Raw genomic sequence first — 15,518 nt, forward strand, 5'->3', positions numbered from 1 at the left:
ATGGCCCGCTACCTCGACGTACATCCGGACAACCCGCAACCCCGGCTGCTCGCCCAGATCGCCGACGCGCTGCGCGACGACCAGCTGATCGCCTACCCGACCGACTCCGGCTACGCGCTGGGCTGCCGGCTCGGCAACCGCGACGGCAGGGACCGGATCCTGCGGATCCGCGGCCTCGACGAGAAGCACCACTTCACGCTGATGTGTCGTGACTTCGCCCAGCTGGGGCACTTCGTCCAGGTCAACAACACGGCCTTCCGGGCGATCAAGGCGGCGACCCCGGGGCCCTACACGTTCATCCTGCCGGCGACCCAGGAGGTGCCGCGGCGGCTGATGCACCCGAAGAAGAAGACCGTCGGCGTACGCATCCCCGACCACGTCTTCGTCCAGGCGCTGCTGGAGACCCTCGACGAGCCGCTGCTGACCAGCACGCTGATCCTGCCCGGTGAGACCGAGCCGCGCAGCATGGGCTGGGAGATCAAGGAGGAGCTCGACCACCAGGTCGACGTCGTCGTCGAGGCAGGGGAGACCCTGGCCGAGCCGACCACCGTCATCGACTGGTCGGAGGGCTACCCCGAGGTCGTGCGCGTCGGAGCCGGCGACGCGGGCCGGTTCGAGGCCTGAGTCCGCTGCCCCGGCACCCGGTGTCGGAGCACCCGATGCCTGATGGCGAGCACGCCGAGGCACAACGCGTAGCCGACGATCAGCGCACCGGCGTGGTGTGACAGCCCACTGACGACTGCCTGGATGGCCCCGTCACCGGCGTCGGCGACCAGGTCCGGCTGGGCGACCCCGATCAGCACGAACGCGCCGACCATCAGCAGCGGCGGGAGCACGCCGACGGTGAAGAAGTCCGACGGTCGCACCAGCAGCGCGACGGCCACGCACATCAGCACGAAGCCGATGTCGAAGAGGACGGTGAGCCGGCCGAAGACCAGCAGGTCCAGCGCGGTGAAGGTGAGGGCGAGCGCGACCCCGAGCACGACGACCTGACGGCCGGACTCGTGCCCCTCTTCCCAGAGGGTCCTCTGGCTCACAGGGCCACGCTATGGTCCGCGGCACCGTCGTCGTCGGCGCCGCGCCGGTCGACCGCGTGCAGGCCGGCGCTGGTGACTCCGTCGACGGAGCGCGTCGCCGCCTCGACCTGGCGAGGTGCGGGCAGGTCTCCGAAGCGCCGAGCAGAGACCAGGACCCGGGTCTCGAGGGAGCCGACGGTCTGGTTGTAATGGCCGACGGCGGCGTTGAGGGAGCGGCCGAGCTGGTCGAGGTGGCCGTTCATGCTGGACAGTCGCTCGTGGAGCTCGCGGCCGACGCGGTGGATCTCCCGCGCCTGATCGGCCAGCGCCTCGTGGCCCCAGCCGTGCGCGACCGTGCGGAGCAGGGCGATCAGGGTGGTGGGAGTCGCGAGCACGACCTGCCGCGCCGCGGCGTACTCGATGAGGGTGGGGTCGGTCTCGAGCGCCGCGGCCAGGAACGACTCGGCCGGGACGAAGAGCACGACGAACTCCGGGCTCTCCTCCAGCGATCGCCAGTAGCGCTTCGCGCCCAGTGCGTCGACGTGGGTGCGCAGCTGGCCCGCGTGCCGCACCAGGTGGCGGCGGTGGTCGTCCTCGTCGTCGGTGGACGTGGCGTCGAGGTAGGCGTCCAGCGGTACCTTGGCGTCGACGACCACACTGCGCCCGCCGACCAGCCGTACGACGAGGTCGGGGCGGCGCGCCCCGTCGTCGAAGCGCACCTGCTCGGCGAAGTCGCACCGGTCGACCAGGCCGGCGAGCTCGACGGCCTTGCGCAGGTGGAGTTCGCCCCACCGGCCGCGCACCTGGGGCTTGCGCAGCGCGGTCGAGAGCGACTGCGTCTCGCGGCGCAGCCCCTCGGCGGTCATCCGCATGTCGAGCACCTGCTCGTTGAGCTGCCCCTGCCAGGAGGCGCGCTGGTGGTCCAGGTCCTGCATCTGGTCGCTGAGCCGGTCCAGCCCCTGCATCACCTCGGCCTGGTCCACGACGCCGGCCGTGTAGGTCGGCCGCGACCGGGACCAGAGCACACCGACGACCGCGCCGAGGGCCAGGCCCACCAGCAGCGTGAGGAAGAGCGTCAGGATCTCCATGGCCCCAGCATGGGGGTGGCCACCGACATTGCCGTCGAGCGACGTGAGATCGCCCCCAGATCACCTTCAGAAGGGCGAATTCACGTCACTCGACGGTCTCGGCGTCAGTCGAGGTCCACGATCACCGGGGCGTGGTCGGAGGGGGCGCCGGTGCCCTGGGCCGGATCCCGCTCGTCGCGGTCCACGAAGGCGCCGGTCACCCGCGCCGCCAGCGACGGCGAGCCGAGCAGGAAGTCGATGCGCAGGCCGCGGTTGCGCTCGAAGCGCTGCCGGTAGTAGTCCCAGTAGGTGTAGCCGGCGTCGTACGGCTTCGCCGTGTCGGCCCAGCCGTCCTCGATGAAGGCGAAGAAGGCGGCGCGCTCGGCGGGGGTCACGTGCGTCGAGTTCTTGAACTGGGTGACGTCGAAGACGTCGTCGTCGGTGGGGCAGACGTTCCAGTCGCCGACCAGCACCGAGTCCGCGCCCAGCCAGTCCCGGGCGGCTTCGCGCAGCGCGGCGTACCACTCCAGCTTGTAGACGTAGTGCGGGTCGTCGGGCTTGCGGCCGTTGGGCACGTAGAGCGACCAGAGGCGTACGCCGCCGCAGGTGGCGCCGATCGCCCGCGACTCCGCCTCCGCCGGGGTGTCGAGCTCCTTGGTGAACCCGGGCTGCCCGGGGAACCCGATCTGCACGTCCTCCAGCCCGACCCGGCTGAGGATCGCGACGCCGTTCCACTGGTTGGTCCCGGCCGCGGCGATCTCGTAGCCCCGCGCCTGGAGCCCCATCAGCGGCAGCTGCTCCTCGCGTGCCTTGGTCTCCTGGAGGGCCAGCACGTCGATCTCGTGGCGGTCGAGGAGTGCCTCGACGCGGTCGATCCGGGTCCGGAGAGAGTTGACGTTCCAGGTCGCGATGCGCACGACGTGCAGCCTAGAGCCCGAGTCGTACGAGAACTCCTGTAGAGGTCGGTGGTGCCGTCTACCGTCCCGGACGTGACCTCGATCGAGACCCTGCGGGCGATCCACCACCCGACCCGACGGCGGATGGTGGACTACCTCTACCTGCACGGTCCGACCCAGGTGGGGACGCTCGCGCGGGAGCTCGGGGAGCAGGTCGGCAGCATCAGCCACCACCTGCGGATGATCGAGAGGGCCGGCATCGTCGCGCCCGCCCGAGCTCGCCACCGACGGCCGCACCAGCTGGTGGCCTGGAGCAGTCCTCGATCTCGTGGTCGGTGGAGGACTTCGCGGACGACGTCGCGGACCGCGCGCAGGCCAAGGCGGCCGAGCGGCTCGACGTCGAGCACCAGCTCGGCAAGCTCGCGGCCTGGAAGCGGGCGTCCGAGCGCGCCGACCCCGCCTGGCGGCGCGCGGCCTTCAGCGCCGACTTCCTCGCGCTGACGACGCCCGACGAGCTCGCCGGCCTTCGGGACGCGCTGCTCGACGTCGTCCGCGGCTGGCAGGCGGGCATCGACACCGACGACGGTACGCCGCGCGAGCCCGGCCGTCGCCGGCCTGGTCGTCGCCGCCGGCACCATCCCGCGTGCGCTGGTGCTGCTGCTCGGGGGAGTGGTGGCCGACCGGCGCGAGCCGCGCCTCGTGATGCTGGTCGTCAACGTCGTTCGGATCGCGGTCCTCGTCGCGACGGCGCTGTGGGTGATCGTGGCCGGTACGACGGTCCCCGTGCTGATCGCGGCCGCCGTGGCCTTCGGGCTCTGCGACGCGCTCTACCAGCCTTCTGTGGCGACGATCTCGCGCCAGCTCGTCCCACCCGAGCAGCTCCGGCGTACGCCGGCGCCAGCCAGACGGCCATCCGCCTGGGCAGCATGGCGGGGGCTGCGCTCGGCGGAGTGGTGGTGGCCACGTGGGGTCTGGGCGGGAGTGCGGTCGCGAACGCGGTGACGTTCGCGGTCGTCGTCGGCTACCTGGCGTTGGTGCTGCGCCCGCGCTATCCGCTGCCGCGAGCCGAGGCCGAGCGGGTGCTGCGCGGGATGGTGTGCGGGTTCGGCCACCTGCGGGACGAGCCGACGACCCGCGTCCTCGTGCTGACGCTGTCGGGGCTCAACCTCGCCGTGTCGCCGGCGCTGGCGCTCGGCGTCGCGCTCCGGGCGCAGGGCGAGGGGGGTGCGGGCGCCGACGTGCTGATGCCGACGGCGATGGCGGGGTTCGGCGCGCTGGTCGCGGCGTACGGCGTCGGGGCTGCCTGCGCGGCGTACGGACTCGCAATGGCCGTCCTGATGCTCTTGCCACAGTCGCGACCGGCCATCCGGGCGATCGGCCTCCGCCCCGACCTGGAACTGGTTGGATCGCGCTCATGAGAAGGATCGTGCAGGTGATGCTCGTGATCGCGATCGTCATCGACATCGCCTACTGGGCGATCTGGTTCACCGACCGTGACATCCTGGCGAGCTCGCACCGCTCGGCCTACTACGAGTTCGAGAACGCCTTCCCGCTCGCCGACCTCTGGCTCGGCCTCGCCTGCCTGGGCGCGCTCGTCACGCTGACCCGGCGTACGCCGATGGCGCTCTTCTGGATCCTGTGTGCGGGCTCGGCGGGGATGTACCTCTTCGGCATGGACCTCCTCTACGACCTCGAGCACGGCATCTTCACCTCCGGCGGTGGCGGTGCGGTCGAGGCGGGGATCGTCGGGATGACGCTGGTCTTCTCGCTGACCGCGCTGCGCTACGGGTGGTCCCGGCGTTCCGAACTCCTCGGTACGGCGGACCCGCACCTATCCTGATCGCGTGCCACTGAGCCTCGCCTCGATCCACCGGTTCCCGGTCAAGTCCTGCCGCGGCGAGTCCGTCGACTCCGCGGTCGTCGAGCCCTGGGGGCTGGCCGGAGACCGCCGCTGGATGCTGGTCGACGAGGCCGGCTCGGCGATCACGGCGCGCGAAGCCAACCAGTTGTTGCTGGTGCATCCCGAGCTCACCGCCGACGGCCTGATCGTCGCGGCGCCCGACCTGCCGCCGTTCACGATCTCGACCCCGGACCCGCGGACGCAGACCCCCGTCGACCTGTGGAAGTCGGAGCTGACCGCAGCCCCGGCCGGTCCAGAGGCGGACGCCTGGTTCAGCAAGGCCCTCGGCCAACCGGCTCGGCTCGTCTATCTCGACGACCCCACGAGGCGGGCGACCAGTCCGGAGTTCAGCGAGCCGGACGATCGGGTCTCCTTCGCCGACGGCTACCCGCTGCTGGTGGCGACCGAGGCATCGCTGGCCGCCCTCAACGATGTCATCGTCGAGCGCTCCGCAGGTGCCCACGCGCCGCTGCCGATGACGCGCTTCCGCCCCAACGTGGTGATCGCCGGCTCGGAGGCCTGGGCCGAGGACGGCTGGCGCCGGATCCGGATCGGCGACGCGGTCTTCCGGGCCGTCAAGGGCTGCGCCCGCTGCGTGATCACGACGATCGACCCCGACACCGCCGTACGCGAGAAGGAGCCGATCGCCTCGCTGGCCCGGATCCGGCGCTGGGACGGCGCCACCTGGTTCGGGGTCAACCTGGTCCCGGACACCGCCGGTGTGACGATCCGGGTGGGCGACGAGGTCGAGGTCCTCGACGCGGTCGCACCGGGCGCCGGGCCGATCCGTCCTGCGGTCTGAGCGCTGATTGGGGCGCGGTCGTCGTACGCCCGTAAAGTGACCGCCCGTGGCACTCACCATCGGCATCGTCGGACTCCCCAATGCGGGCAAGTCCACCCTCTTCAACGCGCTCACCAAGAACGACGTGCTCGCCGCGAACTACCCGTTCGCGACCATCGAGCCCAATGTCGGCGTCGTGGGCGTCCCGGACAGCCGGCTGCCGCAGCTCGCTGAGCTCTTCGGGTCGGCCAAGATCCTGCCGGCGACGGTGGAGTTCGTGGACATCGCCGGCATCGTGCGCGGCGCCTCCGAGGGTGAGGGACTGGGCAACAAGTTCCTCTCGCACATCCGTGAGTCGGCGGCGATCTGCCAGGTGACCCGGGTCTTCCGCGACGAGGACGTCACCCATGTCGATGGTGAGGTCAACCCGAGCAACGACATCTCGACGATCCAGACCGAGCTGATCCTGGCCGATCTGCAGACCGTGGAGAAGGCGATCCCGCGGCTGGAGAAGGAGGCCCGGATGAACAAGTCCCAGGCCGCCGTACTCGACGCGACGAAGGAGGCGCTCGGCCACCTCGAGGCGGGTACGCCGATCATCGCCACCAAGGTCGACCGGTCCCTGATCCGGGAGCTCTCGCTGCTCACCGCGAAGCCCTTCATCTACGTCTTCAACTGCGATGCCGACGAGCTCTCCGACGAGTCGCTCAAGGACAAGATGCGCGCCTTGGTCGCGCCGTCCGAGGCGATCTTCCTCGACGCGAAGTTCGAGTCCGAGCTGGTCGAGCTCGACAACGACGAGGAGGCGCGCGAGATGCTCGCCGAGATGGGTGTGACCGAGCCCGGCCTCGAGACCCTGGCCCGCGTCGGGTTCGACACCCTCGGCCTGCAGACTTATCTCACCGCCGGGCCCAAGGAGACCCGCGCCTGGACGATCCCCCAGGGCGCGACCGCTCCCGAGGCCGCCGGCGTGATCCACACCGACTTCCAGCGCGGCTTCATCAAGGCCGAGATCGTCTCCTTCGGCGACCTGCTCGCCGCCGGCTCCATGCTCAAGGCCAAGGAGGCCGGCAAGGTGCGCATGGAGGGCAAGGACTACGTGATGGCCGACGGCGACGTGGTGGAGTTCCGCTTCAACGTCTGAATTGGCGCGTTTGTGCAGGTCAGAGGGGGTGTGACCCTTCTGAGTCCGCACACAGTCCGCAAGAAGTTCAGCGACGTTGCCCAGTTACGGCTGTGGTGGAGTCAAGATCGCAAGGCTCGGATCGGGTCGAACAAGCGTCGTGGCGTTGCCCCTTGGCGGTGATATGACGCTGGTGTCACGAGACCAGGTAACCGTCGGACCTCCTCGCGTACTCCGGAATCTGTCGGCACATACTCGGTGTTCTCGATAGGAGTTGTCTCTGTCAGCCCGGGCCCGAGAAGGCTAGGTTGTTGGGATGGCCAGGGTCCTGGTGGGGCGACTCGTTGCGGTCCTTGTCGCCGTAACGGCTCTGATGCTGGGTTGGGCGCCGCCGTCTGGGGCTGACCCGGCCGGGCACTTCCTCGACGACCAGCCGGTCGTCATCGACCTGACTAACCCCACGGCCGACCCGGTCGGGGTCGACATCATCAACACGGGCACCGAGCAAGTCACGTACACGCTCACCGTGGTTGGGAACGCTGCCCCACACCTCCACCCTTCCTCGGCTTCGCAGGTGCTTGCAGCCGGAGCGGCGGGATCGTTCACCCTCCGCGTGGACGCCGAACCTCCCCCGACGACCGGAACGCTTGTGCTGACCGGCACCGACGGAACTCTGGAGCGGCTTGCCGTGAAGTTAGTCGGCGTCGCGCCGCAGGAGCCCGGCGTTCTCGTTCCAGGCACGTTCGAACAGCTCAAGGTATCCGCCGTAAGTGCGGTCCCCTCCTTTGTCCGGCCCGTCCCCGCCCAGAACCGGGACTGGTGGCTGGTGGTGGCGGGTGTCGCGGTCGTCGCTGTCCTCGGCGTACTGGCTTATCGGGGTCAGCGGGCCAAGGACGGCTTGTGGGCATTCGTCGCGTCCATCCTGGCGCTCCTTGGGCTAACCGCTGCCCTCCTGGTGGTGGGCGTGACGGTCGCGCAGTTCGTCGAGAAGGCGGATCCGAACGTCCCTGAGGTCTCCAACACGATCGCGCCACCGAACTCAGGCCGATCGGGCGCCACGCTCGCAGGCGACACGGGCGGCAACGGCCTCCTCGTGAGCGAAGCCGCCACGTTGACAATTTCTGGGCTGGACCGGGCAGGGAACTACACGGGCACTGTGGACACCCAGCCGTCCGTAGGCGGTGGGGAGATCAAGACGACTGTCACCGTGCACGACTACTGGGGGTGGGCCGTCGCTGCGGTGACAGTCGGCGTGCTGATCGGATTCCTGGTGAGCGTGCTGTACGCGCAGCGCCGGCGCAGTGCGCTCCATTCCGTTGCGGTGGCGGAGGTCCGGCGCGAGGTCGCCAGCCGGGAGAGCCAGTGGCTCCTGGGCGAAGGTGACCAGCCTTGGGCGTGCCGCTACCGCATCCACGATTACGTCAAGCAGCATCTGGACGGCCTTTCGTCCACTTATGCGTCCGACCCTGTCAAAGCCGAGACAGACTTGTCGGCGATCGAGACCTTCGCCGAGACCGCGGACTCTACTCGGGTCGGTGTCCGTGCCGAGATCGAGAACGCGATGGGGCTGCGCTCGGTGCTGCAGGTCTTGTACGGCGACGCCATCGACCGGGATCCGACCTGGCTCTCGGCCTTGGTCGACGAGCCGAACCCCCTATTCGTCCCCGGGCAGAGCGTCGCCGATTCGACGACTCGTGTCACCCACCTGAGCCAGGCCGCCGGAACTGCAGCTACGACCCGCATGAAGGCCGTCGCCGTCGCTGAGAGCCTCAGTTCTCTCCGCGACGCCATCGGGGAGCGAGCGGCCGCGCACTGTGACGTCACCGAGGTCACCGAGGAGTGGGAGGGGCTGGGGCCTCGACTGGTCCAGAGCAGTAGCGAGGCCGAGGTCGAGGCTGTGCGGAAGACCGCCGCCGAGCTTCAGACGAAGGTGGAAGCGCTACAACCGTCCGCAGATGCGCCGCCTCTTGTCGCCGATCAGCAGGCGGCTACACCACAAGCCGTTCGGGGCCTCGATGATGTCGGGTCGCGCGTACGCGACTGGATCCGTCACCTCAAGGCGTTGGAGGATCCCACAGAGAAGCTACGCGTCGATCGCGACGACCTCGTCATGGTTCGCGTCTCGGCAACCCTGGCGCGGGACAACGAGCGCTACCACTGGGAGTTCAGCGACAATTCCACGAGTTCTGCCAACACCGCTGAGGGTGCGGCCGGCGAAGTGGTCGAACTCAAGGTGCAGCACATGTTCGCTGACGGTCCCAAGACATTAGAGGCGAGAGTTGTCAGCGAGCACGACAGCCAAGTCCTGGGCAGGTGGTCCGGCACAGCGGACACTGCGGTCGGCCGGCTCAAACGCGCGCGACGGGCCCTTTCGGCGGACGACCGCTTCCTGCTGTTGGTCGCGTTCGTACTCGCGGTCGGTTCAGGAATGGTCGCGCTCTACGTGCCCGATGCGACTTGGGGTACAGCCGGCGACTACCTGACGGCTCTGCTGTGGGGAGCAGTCACCGCCGAGGCCATCAAGCAGGTCGCCACAGTCATCCAGGGCCGAGGGCAGACTCAATAGGAGAGGCCAGCGATGTCACTGAAGCACTACCTGTACGGCCAGGGACCGCACTGGCATCCGTTTGCGCACCGCGACGTCGACCCGTCGACCGTGGATCAGGTCGCTCACGAGGTGTTACACCGCATCGACGATCGCCCGGACCCGACGTCGCCATATCTTCCGGACGGTGTGCGATGCGTACTGGACGTCGCAGACGGCTGGGGTGTGTACGGCGTCGGTGCGACCGCGTTGGAGTACCGCGGCGAATCGTTCTTCCGGCACCAACTATTGCTCGATCCTGCCTGGTTGGACCGCGACATGCGCCGCTTGGGCAGTCGTAGCCCTGTCCTCACCTCCGACGAGGCCGAATGGGCCGCCCACGCCCTGTCGACCACACTCGGGATCGAAGTCCCGCACGGGACGGTACTTCGCGCGACGCTGCCCCCATCCCCGAACGCTGTCACGAGCGGCGATGTCACGAACTGGTCCGCTGCCGGCGCGAGTACACCGCTCACCGGCCGGGTGGGAGCACCAATCACCTACGCCGACAACCATGGACGTAGCACGCCTGGCTTCCTCACCGCTGGCCACGTGGTGCCCGACCCCCTCGGAACAGTGAACGTGGACCAACCCGGAGGGCCAGTTCGCCTAACGATCTTCAAGTCCGAGGTGCCACGAGGCATCGGCACTAGCCGGGCGGCGACGTTGCGGGGGGCTATCGACGGCGCCATCCTCGACGCAACCGGGGTTCCGACGGGCAGCCTCGGCCCCCAGGGCGGGGCCGGGCACACCGCCCCCGTCAGTCGGGTCACGACGGGCTCAGCGGGCTCCGGTCACGTCGTGGGCTACGCAGCGTGGGTAGCGACGACCGGCAGCTCCTGGTGCGACTGCTACATGGTCTCCTCCCCCAGGGGCGCATTCTCTGAGCCCGGCCACTCCGGCGCAGCCGTCACGTCCGGCGCGGTGGTGATCGGGACGGTCGTCGGCGCAGCGGGCACGGTCGCCGGATGCCCCTCGTCGATCAGCTACGTTCAGGACATAGATTCGGTCTGTGCCGAATTTGGCTGCGTCCTGACCTGACGCGTTTGTTGTCGTTCGGCCGAGCTGTGGAACCATGGCGGTGGAACGCCGCAGTCCCTCGGTCGCGCTCAACGCGGGATGAGGATGCCTATTGGCTCCGGCTCCGACCTCTGAGGATCCAGGATCCGGTTTGCTTCCACACCCAAGATGGGATCGTCGGCGACGGTCTCGATGACGGCTCGACCCTGACCGGGGCTGATCCGGTTGCCGATGCGATTGACGGGTCTCAGAAAGTAGATCCGATTCGACCCGAGCTTGTCGTTGCCGAGAAAGTCCAGAAGGTCGGTGTAGTGGACCCTGGTCGCGATACCGCTCAGTGTTGCTGCAAGCCGATCTCGGACTGCTTCGCGGTGGGTGCTGAGCATCATTTCTCGCAGGTCTGCCCACCATGGACGGGCCGTGGGGTCGTTGAGTGCGTTGGCGATGCCTTCCAGGACGCGGTCTGGGTAGTCGAGTGCAAGATGCTTTAGCAGAACGGGGATTGCCTTCGGACGCGAGTCCGGGATCAGGTAGAGGTCCCACGCGCTGTCCACGTCGAGCCCCATCGACCTGAGGTCCTCAGCCACGGGTTTCTCGGCGATCTCCAAGAGCCTGTACCACTCGGCGCGCTCGGCCTCTTCGCGAGCGCGTTCGGCACGATGGAAGTCGTCCTTGAGTCTGCGCAGTTCCAACTCCGCCGCAAGCTCGGCGGCCGTCTTCGCTCCCACGGCACGCACACTAGTGCTGCTCCCGCTCGCCTATCCGGCTATTTCCCTGGGATGCGCGGACACGCGGTGGATAGACGCATCTCGAAACGGCGCGGTGCCGCCGGCCGGATCGGCGCGGAGACCCTCGACGTCGAGCTTGCGCGGTATCCCGCAGTGGCGGTGCTGGCGCTTCGTGGCGTCAACGTCGCTTCAACCGCGGAGCAACGAGTGAACGCGGCGCGAAGGTGCAGACGCCGAGCGTCTCGTCGAGGTTGCCCATCGTCGTGGGTCGAGCGTCAGATTTTCCGGCGCGCCGAGCGAGGGTCCGTCACCATATGGGCGTGACAACCTTCCGGTCGCGGCGTCTTGAAGCGCTCTTCGGAACCACGCTGGCGACACTGACTGCCGATCACATCGCGCTGCTAGTTGATAGCGCTGTGGGCGAGGAGTTTGACCTCGACTTCAAAGGCTCGCTCTATGGCAGGTCGGACGCGGACCGGCGTGCGCTCGCTTCTGACGTCGCAGCGCTGGCGAACACTGCCGGCGGAATGCTCATCGTCGGCGTACAGGAAGACTCACGAGCCCGCGCGAGCTCTGCTCCTGGCGTTGTGCTCAGCGACGGCGAGGCAAGTCGAATGCGCCAGATCGTTGCGAGCCTCGTCGCGCCGCTGCCTGCCTTCGACATCTCGCTCATCCCAAAGAACGACGACGAGCAAACAGGGTTCTTCGTAGTCTGCGTACCTCCGAGCCCAAGCGCTCCCCACGCCGTCTTGATCAACGATGGACTGCGGTTCCCGAAACGCAACGGCAGCACCACTCGCTACCTGTCCGAGCCCGAGGTTGCTTTCGCCTACAGGAGCCGCTTCTCGAGCGCGGGGCAGCAGCAGGACCGCCGCTGCGAAGTCGAGAGCCAGGCGCTCACCCGGTTGAGAAGAGACCGCCCGTGGGTGGTCGTAACGCTGGTACCGGACGTGGCCGGCGACCTGGCGCTCACGACAGAGTCCGTGCACCGTTTCCGAGAGTCGATCCTGAACCAGGAAGCCTGGTCCGTTACGCCAATGAGCGTGCGCTTTCAAAGAGCCGACGTTGGTTGGCGTCGGCTACGGGCTGACGGGAGCACAAGCGAGGACGCTTCCCGTGCCCAGTCGTCGCGCTGGGTATCCATTGAACTGCACGCCGACGGGTGCGGTTCCTATGCTCTGCAAGTTCCAGACCTACGGGAACGCAGCCAATCGGTGCCAGAAATAAGGCACGAAGCCACCTTGATCAACGACGAAAGTCTAGTCGCGGCTGTCCTGACCGGCCTCACCCGCCTTGGGCGCCATGCGGAGGATGCGGCCGCGAGCGGGGGTTGCATCGTCGGCACTCGTGTGCTCTCAGAAGATCTGAAGAGCGGCGTCGCAATCGGTCATGTGCGTCGAGGATTCGCTCAATCTCGCAGCACCAACGTGGTGCCCTCGATTGCGGCGATCGGAGCGGCAGCGCTCGATGATCTCGCCAACCCCGGCCCGGATCTCGTGCGCCTAGCGGCCCGCATGTGCGACGAACTCGCGCAAGGCGCAGGCATACCCGAACTCGGCCAACTCTCAACCGAAGGCGAAGTACGGCATCGCTATTGGAGCCACCAGGCCTGGCCGATGGTGGAAGCCTGGGCGGCGTCACACGCTATCCCGGTTAACGAAGGCTCAGTAGACGGGTAGGACTGTCCGCGCCTCGCTTGCAACGGTTGGGCCTGGGCCGCGTCGGCCTTAGTGGCCCTGGGCTCGGCGCCGTGGGCTCGAACCAATAGCGCTGCGCGTGTCATTGTGGCGCCGTGACGCGGCGGAATGGGCTAAGTCCGCTGATCCGTACAGCAGTCCCCTCGGCGGCAGACGCAGTCGGGATTCGCTCGAACGCGAGCTTGGTGATCTGTGTCCGGGCTCCCCTCGAAGGTTGTGCGTCGCGGCGGTGGCAGAGTCTTCAATCGGGCATTAGGTCGTAGAGATAGTGCCCAAGCAAGACGTAGGCCCAACCGATGCAGATGATCTTTGAGTAGAAGAGCACCAGCGTCGGCCAGTTGAACCAGCGCGGCGCAAGTTGTCTTTCGGCGTCCTGCCGGCGGTGGAGGTGCCAACTCCAGATTCCCCAGATGACCGTCCGTACGACGTACTGCACGAGGTCTAGGATCAGCGCTGCGATGAGAAGGACGCCGGGCAACAGAAGGTCATGCGGAATGTCCAAGCCTTCGCCGGTCTTCAGATCAACCCCGCTGAAGAGCCAGACGACTGCGATCCCAACGAAGGCTAGTTGTCGGACGATTGTGCTGACGGTCGCTGTTGCGGCGTAGTAGGCGCTGAGGGCCGTGTCCCGCGCCAACCAGGGCACGGGCTCGTCAGGTGTTGGTGAATCGTCCTGCCGGGGCAGGGGAGCAGGCTTCGGGCCACTGCGCTTCAACCAGATCAAGCACACAGTCAGGAACGCAAACCAGCCTCCCGCGCCGCGAGGCAGTCGGCTCACGACTGTGGACCTGTGCTCGGCGTGCCACCCGGTTTCGGCCGAGACGGTCGACTTCCCGATGATGCACCCAAGCCGCCCGTGTGGCCCCCCTTCTTCGCCGAGGCCTTCTTCGCGGGGGCGTACCTGCCCGACGACGCCTTCTCGCCGGCCGTCTTCTTCGAGGGGGCGGCTTTTTTCGCGGGTTGCTTCTTCGCGGCCGTCTTCTTCGAGGGGGCGGCTTTTTTCGCGGGTTGCTTCTTCGCGGCCGTCTTCTTCGAGGGGGCGGCTTTTTTCGCGGCCGTCGTCTTGGCCGCCGTGCGTCCAGAAGGTGCCTTCTTGACGAAGCGACCCGTGATAGCGCTTCGAGGTTGCGACGTCCCTGCGGCAACTGACTTTCGCCGACCGGTGCTGCTGCGTGTCTTGCCAGCCACGATGCCCCTCTCCGATGTGGGCCAGTCTTACCATCCCAGGGGCGAGCCCGGCGCGCGTTCCCGATTCTCTCCCGGCAACATGTGACCTTCTTGGGGGTAAACACGCTCAACAGGGGCGACGACTACACCGACGGTTCGTTCCCTGGTGAACGAGTACGACGGCATCCCCGACCACACGCTCGCGAAGCTCAAGCCGGGCGCCGAGGGCGCCGGTGGCGGTTCCTTCGCCGCTCAGGTCTACGCCTGTGAAGTCAGGCCGATGGCGACCGACCGTGATGCCCAGGACGCGATCAGTCAGCCCCGCCTGCTGCTTCTGAGGAACTCCAACCCCACCGCGGCGGCACTGCTCGGCAAGGCAGAGACTGACGCGAGGCTCGTCACGAGTTCGGCTCAGGCGCCCCTTCGGGTGTTCCGTGAAGACATTGTCGTAGGACGTGGATCCGCAGGCCCAGATGGTCCGGCGGGCTGACGGCTGGCCCCACGCACAGAAGAACCCGGCCGCCAGTCCGGGTCTTCTTGTTGTTTCGGTCATGATGGCGTGAGTTCGAGATAGAAGCTCGCAGACCGACAAGACGTCGAGGGTGGCAGCGAATGCAGTTCTCAGAGGACCCCGAGTTGGAAGGCCTGATCGGGCGGGTTTGCCACGTATACGCGCGCGTCGAGCTGGAGGCCGGACATGTCGTGATGGCTGCCCACGGCAATTGGGGAGTGGCGATGAGCACCGACTATCTGACCTTCTCATCGAACTCAGGTGTCCTGACCGACTGGCTCAAGAATGTTGGTCGGGCGTATACGGAGGTCAAGAGCGACGCGAGGGACCTCTGTGTTGGCCTCCGAAGTCTGAAGGCGCGTCGGGACGTATGGGCGCACTCCGCAGCGATCATGGACCTTTGGTTGGTGATGCGGGAGCAGGGATGGTCGTCCATGTCCGACAGCGATCATCCTTCGGGAAAACTCCTCAACGCGAAGACGCCGGGACACGTTGACGCTCCGTCGAAGGCAGATGTCGACGCCTTTTCCGCAGAGGCGTCCGATGTGGGCGACGTTGCAACCTCGCTCGCGGCGAGCCTCGCCAGACTCGCGGACCCGGAGCCCCGCACAGTGCGTGATCCGACGGCCAGGCGTCCGTCTGGTCGATCTGCCACGACAACTTGAGGCGGTCGAAGTCGACGACCTCGCCGCGCCCCAGCCAATGACACTTCGACCAGCCGATCCCGGACCCGCGTCAGCGACGCTACGCCGCACCACCCGTGCTCAGAAGAGCCAGTCTCACGCCCGGGGGACCGTAGTGGGTCGCCGGCGTGACCGAGCCTTGGCGCGGAATGGGGGAGAAGCAGCACTTTCGGATTTTCGGTCCAAGGGCGCAATGATGTGCGCCGGCAGGTCTCGCCCCTACAGAGGCAACACGCGGCTGATGGATTCGGACACGATCGGAGCATCTCGAGCTCGTGGTTGATACGCGGTGGTATGAAGCACTTCCTCCCAGTTGGATTCGAGATGGCATTAACGCCGTTTAGC

General features: G+C 67.6%; 17 protein-coding genes. 12 read left to right on the plus strand and 5 right to left on the minus strand.

What is annotated here, in order from left to right:
• On the plus strand, positions 1–624 hold the full coding sequence (locus ABEA33_RS23165) for an L-threonylcarbamoyladenylate synthase (RefSeq protein WP_345529443.1): 624 nt from the start codon (positions 1–3) through the stop codon (positions 622–624).
• On the opposite strand, the gene ABEA33_RS23170 is transcribed toward ABEA33_RS23165, so the two are convergent.
• From ABEA33_RS23170 to ABEA33_RS23180, 3 genes are all read right to left on the minus strand, one after another.
• Complete coding sequence (locus ABEA33_RS23170) at positions 570–1,037, minus strand: DUF6542 domain-containing protein (protein ID WP_345529444.1); 468 nt, start codon at positions 1,035–1,037, stop codon at positions 570–572. The two genes, ABEA33_RS23165 and ABEA33_RS23170, sit on opposite strands and share 55 nt — an antisense overlap.
• Positions 1,034–2,104, minus strand: coding sequence for a DNA recombination protein RmuC (locus tag ABEA33_RS23175; protein WP_345529445.1), 1,071 nt, complete (start codon positions 2,102–2,104; stop codon positions 1,034–1,036). Before ABEA33_RS23175 ends, ABEA33_RS23170 begins: the two co-directional genes overlap by 4 nt.
• Before the next feature lie 104 nt (positions 2,105–2,208).
• Positions 2,209–3,000, minus strand: a complete 792-nt coding sequence (locus ABEA33_RS23180; protein WP_345529447.1) for an exodeoxyribonuclease III — start codon at positions 2,998–3,000, stop codon at positions 2,209–2,211.
• A 123-nt stretch (positions 3,001–3,123) separates the two neighbouring features.
• On the opposite strand from ABEA33_RS23180, the gene ABEA33_RS27545 reads away from it, so the two are divergent.
• The 8 genes from ABEA33_RS27545 (at position 3,124) to ABEA33_RS23220 (ending at position 10,408) form a co-directional block, all read left to right on the plus strand.
• Positions 3,124–3,480: an ArsR family transcriptional regulator gene (locus ABEA33_RS27545; protein WP_425577467.1), complete on the plus strand. Its 357-nt coding sequence runs from the start codon at positions 3,124–3,126 to the stop codon at positions 3,478–3,480.
• A 150-nt stretch (positions 3,481–3,630) separates the two neighbouring features.
• On the plus strand, positions 3,631–3,981 hold the full coding sequence (locus ABEA33_RS23190) for an MFS transporter (protein WP_345529449.1): 351 nt from the start codon (positions 3,631–3,633) through the stop codon (positions 3,979–3,981).
• Complete coding sequence (locus tag ABEA33_RS23195; RefSeq protein WP_345529450.1) at positions 3,936–4,397, plus strand: hypothetical protein; 462 nt, start codon at positions 3,936–3,938, stop codon at positions 4,395–4,397. The genes ABEA33_RS23190 and ABEA33_RS23195 overlap by 46 nt, the downstream gene beginning before the upstream one ends.
• On the plus strand, positions 4,394–4,819 hold the full coding sequence (locus ABEA33_RS23200) for a hypothetical protein (protein WP_345529451.1): 426 nt from the start codon (positions 4,394–4,396) through the stop codon (positions 4,817–4,819). The genes ABEA33_RS23195 and ABEA33_RS23200 overlap by 4 nt, the downstream gene beginning before the upstream one ends.
• A 4-nt stretch (positions 4,820–4,823) precedes the next feature.
• The gene (locus ABEA33_RS23205; protein WP_345529452.1) at positions 4,824–5,681 is read left to right on the plus strand and encodes an MOSC domain-containing protein; all 858 of its coding nucleotides are present in this window, start codon (positions 4,824–4,826) and stop codon (positions 5,679–5,681) included.
• Between the two features lie 46 nt (positions 5,682–5,727).
• Positions 5,728–6,804, plus strand: coding sequence for a redox-regulated ATPase YchF (gene ychF, locus ABEA33_RS23210; RefSeq protein WP_345529453.1), 1,077 nt, complete (start codon positions 5,728–5,730; stop codon positions 6,802–6,804).
• Positions 6,805–7,099: 295 nt separating this feature from the next.
• Positions 7,100–9,349, plus strand: coding sequence for a hypothetical protein (locus tag ABEA33_RS23215; RefSeq protein ID WP_345529454.1), 2,250 nt, complete (start codon positions 7,100–7,102; stop codon positions 9,347–9,349).
• 12 nt (positions 9,350–9,361) lie between these two features.
• Positions 9,362–10,408 (plus strand): chymotrypsin family serine protease, encoded by a 1,047-nt coding sequence (locus tag ABEA33_RS23220; protein WP_345529455.1) that lies wholly within the window; start codon positions 9,362–9,364, stop codon positions 10,406–10,408.
• Between the two features lie 68 nt (positions 10,409–10,476).
• Here the strand turns inward: ABEA33_RS23220 and ABEA33_RS23225 are convergent, their stop codons facing one another.
• A complete protein-coding gene (locus ABEA33_RS23225) occupies positions 10,477–11,115 on the minus strand; it encodes a hypothetical protein (RefSeq protein ID WP_345529457.1) in 639 nt (212 codons plus the stop codon).
• A gap of 320 nt (positions 11,116–11,435) precedes the next feature.
• Here ABEA33_RS23225 and ABEA33_RS23230 point away from each other — a divergent pair, with 320 nt between their 5' ends.
• On the plus strand, positions 11,436–12,794 hold the full coding sequence (locus ABEA33_RS23230) for an AlbA family DNA-binding domain-containing protein (RefSeq protein ID WP_345529458.1): 1,359 nt from the start codon (positions 11,436–11,438) through the stop codon (positions 12,792–12,794).
• A gap of 259 nt (positions 12,795–13,053) precedes the next feature.
• Here the strand turns inward: ABEA33_RS23230 and ABEA33_RS23235 are convergent, their stop codons facing one another.
• Entirely contained in the window at positions 13,054–14,034 is a 981-nt protein-coding gene (locus ABEA33_RS23235; protein WP_345529459.1) for a hypothetical protein, read from the minus strand.
• A gap of 111 nt (positions 14,035–14,145) precedes the next feature.
• On the opposite strand from ABEA33_RS23235, the gene ABEA33_RS23240 reads away from it, so the two are divergent.
• Positions 14,146–14,469 (plus strand): hypothetical protein, encoded by a 324-nt coding sequence (locus ABEA33_RS23240; protein WP_345529460.1) that lies wholly within the window; start codon positions 14,146–14,148, stop codon positions 14,467–14,469.
• 122 nt (positions 14,470–14,591) lie between these two features.
• The gene (locus tag ABEA33_RS23245; protein WP_345529461.1) at positions 14,592–15,155 is read left to right on the plus strand and encodes a hypothetical protein; all 564 of its coding nucleotides are present in this window, start codon (positions 14,592–14,594) and stop codon (positions 15,153–15,155) included.
• The last annotated feature ends 363 nt before the right edge of the window (positions 15,156–15,518 follow it).

The sequence above is a fragment of the Nocardioides endophyticus genome (genome assembly GCF_039543845.1).
Classification (GTDB): Bacteria; Actinomycetota; Actinomycetes; order Propionibacteriales; family Nocardioidaceae; genus Nocardioides; species Nocardioides endophyticus.